Origin of the sequence: Amycolatopsis tucumanensis (assembly GCF_021654135.1) — a bacterium.
Lineage (GTDB): Bacteria > Actinomycetota > Actinomycetes > Mycobacteriales > Pseudonocardiaceae > Amycolatopsis_E > Amycolatopsis_E tucumanensis.
Window position 1 is genome coordinate 25,856 of the sequence record NZ_JAKGSD010000077.1, and the last position, 6,846, is coordinate 32,701.

At 71.2% G+C, this 6,846-nt stretch carries 9 protein-coding genes; 3 read left to right on the forward strand and 6 right to left on the reverse strand.

What is annotated here, in order from left to right; translation table 11 throughout:
- The 3 genes from L2C96_RS40730 to L2C96_RS40740 all read right to left on the reverse strand — a co-directional run bounded on the left by L2C96_RS40730 (position 1) and on the right by L2C96_RS40740 (position 2,558).
- Positions 1–420: a VOC family protein gene (locus L2C96_RS40730; protein ID WP_237339906.1), complete on the reverse strand. Its 420-nt coding sequence runs from the start codon at positions 418–420 to the stop codon at positions 1–3.
- 313 nt (positions 421–733) lie between these two features.
- Positions 734–1,708: a zinc-binding dehydrogenase gene (locus L2C96_RS40735; RefSeq protein ID WP_237339907.1), complete on the reverse strand. Its 975-nt coding sequence runs from the start codon at positions 1,706–1,708 to the stop codon at positions 734–736.
- 232 nt (positions 1,709–1,940) lie between these two features.
- The gene (locus L2C96_RS40740) at positions 1,941–2,558 is read right to left on the reverse strand and encodes a flavodoxin family protein (RefSeq protein ID WP_020421564.1); all 618 of its coding nucleotides are present in this window, start codon (positions 2,556–2,558) and stop codon (positions 1,941–1,943) included.
- A 104-nt stretch (positions 2,559–2,662) separates the two neighbouring features.
- On the opposite strand from L2C96_RS40740, the gene L2C96_RS40745 reads away from it, so the two are divergent.
- Positions 2,663–2,854 carry a DUF2795 domain-containing protein gene (locus tag L2C96_RS40745; protein WP_020421563.1) on the forward strand — a complete coding sequence of 64 codons (192 nt, stop codon included), beginning with the start codon at positions 2,663–2,665 and terminating at the stop codon, positions 2,852–2,854.
- Between the two features lie 49 nt (positions 2,855–2,903).
- Here the strand turns inward: L2C96_RS40745 and L2C96_RS40750 are convergent, their stop codons facing one another.
- Genes L2C96_RS40750 through L2C96_RS40760 form a run of 3 tightly spaced genes read right to left on the reverse strand, consistent with a single transcriptional unit; the run spans position 2,904 to position 5,503 of the window.
- Positions 2,904–3,734, reverse strand: a complete 831-nt coding sequence (locus L2C96_RS40750; protein ID WP_237339908.1) for an alpha/beta fold hydrolase — start codon at positions 3,732–3,734, stop codon at positions 2,904–2,906.
- A gap of 31 nt (positions 3,735–3,765) precedes the next feature.
- Positions 3,766–4,995: a styrene monooxygenase subunit StyA gene (gene styA / locus L2C96_RS40755; RefSeq protein WP_237339909.1), complete on the reverse strand. Its 1,230-nt coding sequence runs from the start codon at positions 4,993–4,995 to the stop codon at positions 3,766–3,768.
- Positions 4,996–5,011: 16 nt separating this feature from the next.
- Entirely contained in the window at positions 5,012–5,503 is a 492-nt protein-coding gene (locus L2C96_RS40760) for a flavin reductase family protein (RefSeq protein ID WP_237339910.1), read from the reverse strand.
- An 82-nt stretch (positions 5,504–5,585) separates the two neighbouring features.
- Here L2C96_RS40760 and L2C96_RS40765 point away from each other — a divergent pair, with 82 nt between their 5' ends.
- Together L2C96_RS40765 and L2C96_RS40770 are read left to right on the forward strand one after the other, a co-directional pair.
- The gene (locus L2C96_RS40765) at positions 5,586–6,305 is read left to right on the forward strand and encodes an IclR family transcriptional regulator (RefSeq protein ID WP_237339911.1); all 720 of its coding nucleotides are present in this window, start codon (positions 5,586–5,588) and stop codon (positions 6,303–6,305) included.
- A gap of 37 nt (positions 6,306–6,342) precedes the next feature.
- On the forward strand, positions 6,343–6,795 hold the full coding sequence (locus tag L2C96_RS40770) for a MarR family winged helix-turn-helix transcriptional regulator (RefSeq protein WP_237339912.1): 453 nt from the start codon (positions 6,343–6,345) through the stop codon (positions 6,793–6,795).
- The last annotated feature ends 51 nt before the right edge of the window (positions 6,796–6,846 follow it).

Here is a 6,846-nt window from a genome sequence, read left to right on the forward strand (position 1 = left end):
TCAAGCCGGATCCGGCAGGTTCGCCGCCGCGAGCTTGACCGGGTCGGTCACGACCGCGATGTCCACGATCCGCCCGTCGGCGACGGTGAACGCGATGATCGAGAGCGGTGCGTCATCTTCGCTCCAGGCGACGAAGCCGGGGCGGCCGTTGACGAGCACCGCTCGTCCGTGCGCGGCCGCGGACAACCGCGCGCCGGCGGCGACCCGGCGCGCCACCCGGGTCGACCGGTTGTCCGGCGGCCGCGGGGTGCGACCACAGGATGATCTTGACCGGCTGCCGGGCACGCCCACGGTGAGGAAGCGCCCGTCCGGGCGCGGGTAGTCGACGCCCCGATCCAGGCCCAGTTTCTCCGTGTAGAACTTCAGCGCGCGGTCCTGGTCGGTCATGTAGACCGTCGCGTACATGATGTTCGTCAGCACCCTGTTCTCCACCTCGTCCTCGTCCGACGACCTCGGTTTCGGGTCGGCACCGGTATGACGGGTGGCGACTGGAAGAGGTAACAGGCGCAAGGAACAGGCAGCGCGCCGCCGGCCGCCGCGGCTGGGGAGGCGCGGGCGGCGGGCGCGGGCAGTCGCGGGCGGGCCAGTGCTGTAGGTGGTGCGTCGAGTCGCCTGCGGTCGGTGCCTCCCGGTGGCAGCAACCGGCGGGCCAGTGCCGCGGGCGGCCTGCGGTCGGTGCGTGCCGGTGGCAGCAGCCGCGCTGGATCTGGCGTGGGTTCGTCGGCCGCTGGGGTCAGTCGTTCCGGACCACCACCTTTCCGGTGGCCTGGTTGGTCTCCATGTAGGTGTGGGCCTCGACGATCTGCTCCAGCCGGAACACCCGGTCGAGGTTCGGTTGGTACGCGCCGCTCGCCACGCCGTCGACGATCGCCTGCAGCGCGCCGCCGCCGGCTGTGCCCCGGATGTCGTTGCTCTGGAAGGCCGTCAGCTTCGTGCCGGACGGAATCGCCGCCACCGGTTGGAAGTCCGGGATCGCCCACTTGCCGCTCAGCATGCCCGTCACGCACACCGTGCCGCCGCGCTTGACCAGCCGCAGCGAGTCCGGCACCGTTGGCGCTCCGACCAGGTCCAGCACGAAGTCCGGGCCGTCCGGGCACAACGCGCGGACGTCGGCGCCGATGTCCCCGTCGTCCACCACCACGACGTGCGACGCGCCCGCCTTCTCCAGCGCCGCCACCTTGTCCCGGTTCCGAGTCGTCGCGATTGTCACCAGCCCCCGTTCCCGCGCCAGCGACAGCATCGCCATCCCCACCGACGACGTCCCGCCGCGGATCAGCAGGCTCTGCCCTGGCGACACCGGCCCGAACGCCTCCAGCGACCCCCACGCGGTCAAGTACGTCTCGGGCAGCGCGGCGAAGACCTCCCACGGCAGATCGGTCTCCACCGGGATCAGCAGATCGTCCGGCAGCAGCGCGTACTCCGCGTACCCGCCGTCGAACTCCCGGCCCATCTCGCCCATCACCGCGGCCACCTTGGTGCCCGGCGCGAGCCGTGCGGACACCGCGACCACGCCGACGCACTCGATGCCCAGCACCCGGGGGAACCGCACGTTCGGCGAATGCCCCTGCCGGGTCATCAGCTCCGACCGGTTCAGCCCGAACCCCTCGACCCGCACCAGGGTCCAGCCGTCCCGCACCTCGGGCACCGGAACTTCCCGCACCCGCAACACTTCCGGCCCGCCCGGGCCGTCCACCACAACCGCTCGCATCTCCGCCCCCTTCCGGACACCGCGAACACTAGCGAGGGGGTACGACAATTCCGGGGGCGTCAGCGGCGGACTGTCACCCGGTTGGGTTCGCCGGGTGGGTTCGCCGTGTGGAACGGGATGAGCAATGGGGTGAGTGGTTCACAGTCTTCGCCGGGGGCGGTTTTGCGGTCGCGTAAGGGCGGCGGCGCGACTGGGCCAGGAGCCGGGTCAGGCGCGCAGCCGCCCGGGAACCTCAGTCTTCGCCGCGTGAGACTTGTGCCGGGATCGGGCGGTCGCGCAGGGCGGCGGCCACCGCGTAGAGGTTCTTCGCCATCAGGCCCGCCACCTGGTGCACGTACTGGTGCCCGTGGTCGGTGTCGCTGTAGCTCGGGCCCGGTCCGGGGCCCATGTTCCAGTACACCCAGGCCTGCCCGGGGATGGTGAAGCCGATGTCGCCGAGCGCGCCGTTGATCTCGCTGATCACGTGGTGCGCGCCGTCCTCGTTGCCGGTCACGACCACGCCCGCGACGCGGTTGTATGCAACCGGTGTACCGTCGTCGCCCGTCTCGGACAGCATCGCGTCCATGCGTTCGATCGCCCGCTGCGCTACCGACGAGGGGTGCCCGACCCACGTGGGTGACGCCATGATGAGGATCTCCGAGTTCAGGATCTCCTCGCGGATTCCGGGCCACTCGTCGCCGTCGCCCATGTCGCTGCTGACACCCGGCTTGATGTCGTGGTCGACCAGCCGGATGGTCCGCACGTCGGCGCCGAGCTCGCGCAGGCCTGCCGCCACGACCTCGGCCAGCGCGTCGGTGTTCGACGGCTCCGGCGAGGGCTTCAACGTGCAGTTCAGGATGGTCGCGCGCATGGTGACGGGCTTCCCGTCGGGTCGATCCCCGAAACAGGGCGAGTGACGGCCCGATCGGTGGGTAGCCCCCGGGGCGACCGAGAGACAACAGGAAGGAGCAGGACATGGCTGCCCCGAACCCGATCCAGATGCAGAAGTTCCTGTCCGGCGTCGACTACCCGTGCACGCGGGACAAGCTGGTCGACCACGCGCAGAGCCAGGGCGCGCCGGACGACGTGCTGGACCACCTCCGCAAGCTGCCGGACCGCGAGTACGACGGCCCGAACGCGGTGAGCGCCGAATTCTCGCGCTCCTGACCCGAGACCGACGCGCGGCGCCGTGAATAGGCACGGCGCCGCGGTGGTGTCAGAACGCGTTCAGGTGCTCCAGGATCATCGCCGTCAGCACCTCCGGAACCTCCTCCGGGATCCAGTGTGTGACGTCCTCCAGCATCTGGAACGTGTACGGCCCGGTCACCCAGTTCTCGGTGTCCAGCGCCGCCGTCGAGCCGAGGGCGACGTCCTCCGTGCTCCACACGTACAGCGTCGGCACCGACACCTTGTCGATGGTCGCCCGCGGGCGGTTGGCCCGGTACCAGTTGAGCGCCGCGGTCAGCGCGCCCGGCTCGGACAGCCGCCGGATGTACTCGTCGACCCGGCTCTGGGGCACCTTCCACTCGAACATGCGCCGCAGGGCCTCGGCGTTGTTCGCGAGCATCTGCCGTTCCGTGGAACTGGACCGCCAGTCACGCATGTACTGCGACCGCATCTGCTGGTCCTCGTCCGTGCGCACGGCCTGGCCCAGCGCGCCGGGGTGCGGCGTCGACACCGCCGTCAGGGTCCGCAGCCGCTCCGGGTGCTCCGACGCCGTCCACCACGCGACGGCGCCGCCCCAGTCGTGCCCCACCAGGTCGAACCGCGACCACTCCAGTGCGTCGGCGATCGCCAGCACGTCCCCGACCAGCTCGTCCATGCCGTAGGAGGCCGCCTGCTCCGGCCGCACCCCCGGCGAGTAGCCGCGCTGGTCCGGCGCCACCGCGCGGAACCCCCGGTCGCCCAGCACCGCGACCTGGTACTCCCAGGAGATCGCCGCCTCCGGGAAGCCATGCAGCAGCAGCACGGGCCTGCCGCCGGCGGGCCCGGCCGCGATCGCGTCGAACGTGCCGGCCGCGGTCGGGATGCTCAGGTAATCCATCACGCCCGGAACCTTACGGCCTGCCACCGACAGTTCAGTCCGCCATCCCGTGCCCGGCCAGGAACTTCCGCACCCGTTCGGGCGACGCGAGGATGTCCCACTGGCGGTCCGGGTGGCTGAAGTTGTCGGTGAAGGTGTCCGCCACCGCCTGGTTCGCCGACATCGCGCCGAGCAGCTGCAGCAGGTGCGGGGCGGGCGGCACGCGGACCATCAGGTTGGTCCAGTCCGCCGTCGCGTGCACGACGTTCTCCCGCCGCAGCGCCACTTTCCGGCAGAACCGCTCGTCGAAGTTCTGGTCCTCCAGGATGGTCCGGCCCAGCTCCCACGCCGAGTACGACGCGCAGTTCGCGCCCTGGCCGACCACCGGGTCCACCACGGCGTGCGCGTCGCCGAGCGCCACGACGTACTTGCCGTTGGGCAGCCGCGTGTAGTCCTCCCGCACCGACGGCAGGACCCCGCCCTGCAGCAGGTCCTGCGGCCCGGTGAGCCGGAACTTCGCCGGATCGATCCGCTCGAACGTCCGCGGGTGGTGCTGCCGCGTCTTCTCCAGCACCAGTTTCTCGAAGGCGGCCGGGTCGTCGTCGTAGCGCGCCTCGGCCAGCACCTCGGTGTCACCGCCGGGGATGTTCTCGAACAGCAGCGCGGTGACGTGACCGGCGAAGGAGAAGATCGGGATCTCCAGCAGCTCGCCGTTGCCGGGCGAGATGCTCATCGTGACGCCACGCGGTTCGGAGTGCGCGATGCCCTCGTAGAGCCCGACGCACAGCTTGCGCTGCGGGCTGTCGTAGGGCGATTTGTCCGCCCGGCGCGGGAACATCGCGCTCAGGCTGCCCCGCCCGGAAGCCACGACGACCAGGTCGTGGCGGTCGGACAGCTCCGCCACGTCCGCCGGCCCGACGGGTCGCACCTGGAAGTCGCCGCCGCGGTCGGTGAAGTCCGCCAGGATCCGCGGCAGGTAGATGCGGTAGTCCAGCGCGCGGGACGGCGCGGTGAAGAAACCGGGGAACGACAACGGGTCCGGCAGTCCGATGTAGTGGTGGTGGCCGAAGTAGAAGTACTCCTCGGCGTCCCAGTGGTCGATGCCGAGCAACCGCTCGCGCGCGACCGTCGTGTGGTGGTGCGCGACGCTGTTCGGCAGGCGGCCGCCCGCCAGTTGCTCCGCGGTCCGGTCGCTGTAGATGGTGACCGGGACGTCGTGCTGCCGCAGTTGCAGGCCCAGGTGCAGGCCGGCGATCCCGGCGCCGACGATGCCGATTCCCGCCATTGAGAACTCTCCTCGTTCAGTGCAGCGCGCGATAGGAACCGGTGAAGAAGACCAGCGGTTCGGCGTCCGAATAGGACAGACGGGTCACGCGGCCGAGGAACAGCAGGTGGTCCCCGGCCGGGTGCACCTCGACGACGTCGCAGCCGATGTGGCTCAGCGCGCCGTCCAGGAAGGCGAACCCGTCGCGGTGGTGGAACTCCGGGCGCAGCCCGGGGACCGGCTGCCCGGCGAAGTGCCGCGAGTGGTCCTGCTGGTCGCCGGCGAGCACGCTGACCGCGTAGCGCCCGGTGCGGCGCAGCAGACCGGCCATCCGCGACCGGCGCCCGAGCGACACCAGGACCAGCGGCGGCTCCAGCGAGACCGACAGGAAGCCGTTGGCGGTCATGCCGTGCACGTGCTCGCCGTCGACCGTGGTGACCACCGTGACGCCGCTGGTGAACCGCCCCATGGTGCGGCGGAAGTGCGCCGGGTCGACGGCCGGGTGGTCATCGAGCGACGTCTCGGGCACGACGAAGCCTCCCCAGGCAGCTCTGATATCGAGCGTTGATCGGTGTTCTGAGCTCGGTATGCGAGCAGCCTAGCGTGTTAGAGTGACGCGGGCAACGAAGGGGAGCGGGGTGGAGACCAAGCCGGGCGTTCGCGCGCAGACGCTGGACCGGGCGCTCGACGTGCTGGACGTCCTCGCCGACGGGCAGCCCCGCACGAGCCACCAGATCGCCGACGCGGCCGGGTTGCACCGCTCGATCGTCTACCGCATCCTGCGCACGCTGGAGGACCGCCAGCTGGCGCGGCGCACCGCTGAAGGCCGCTACACGCTGGGGCTCGGGCTGCTCGTCCTGTCGCGGACCGTCCTCGGCGACGCCCAGGCCCGCCTGCACGAGGTGCTCGGCGAGCTGGCCGACACCGTGGGCGCGACGGCGTTCTTCGCGGTGCCACGAGGTGGTCAGGTCGTCGCCGTAGTGACGGCCGAACCGGACCGCCGCCGAGCCGCCGTCGCCTACCAGCCGTGGACGCGGGCGCCGCTGGACCGCGGGGCGTGCGGCCTGGCCATCCAGTCCACCGGTCCCGCACATCCGGACGAGCGTCCTGAGGTGGGCTGGGCGCGGCAGACCGGGTACGTCCGCACGGTCGGCGAGATCCACGCCGGGCTCACCGAGATCGCCGCGCCCGTCCGGCTCGCGCACGGCGCCGCGGGCAGCGTCGCCGTGGTGTTCGTGCCGGGCGACGTGGACGAGGACCGGGCAGCCGAAGCGGTGCGGCGCACGGCGATCCGGCTGACGCAGCCGGAGTCCGAGGTCTGGGAGCTGTAGTTGACCTCCAGTCCGCTGGAGGTTCTACGGTCGGCTCGTGATCAAGGAATACACCGACGAAGTAGTGGCCGCCCAGCCCATCGGGGCGTGGAGCGGCGAGGCGTACCGGCTGGTCGTCGGTGCGCTGCGGGAGGCGCTCGCGGTCGAGGACCTCACCCAGCCGCACTGGTGGACGCTGAACCACGTCGCGGGCAAGCCGGGGGAGTGGACGCGCGAGGCGCTCGTCCGGCGCCTCGCCCGCTACGACGACCTGGGCATCGACTTCGATGCGGTCTTCGACGACCTCGTCGCGCGGGGCTGGCTGACCGAGCGGGACGGCCTGACGCTCACCGAAGCCGGCGAGGCCGGCCGCCTGCGGGCCCGCGACCGCAACGCGCGCGTCCACGAGCGGATGCACGAGGGAGTGGACCCCGCCGACTTCGTGACGACGATCAACGTCCTGCGGCGGATGGTCGCGAACCTCGGCGGCGACGGGAACCTGCCGGACTAGGCCGTGTCTGACAATGTCTTTGTCCAGGTGATGACGTCGTGGATGAGGATG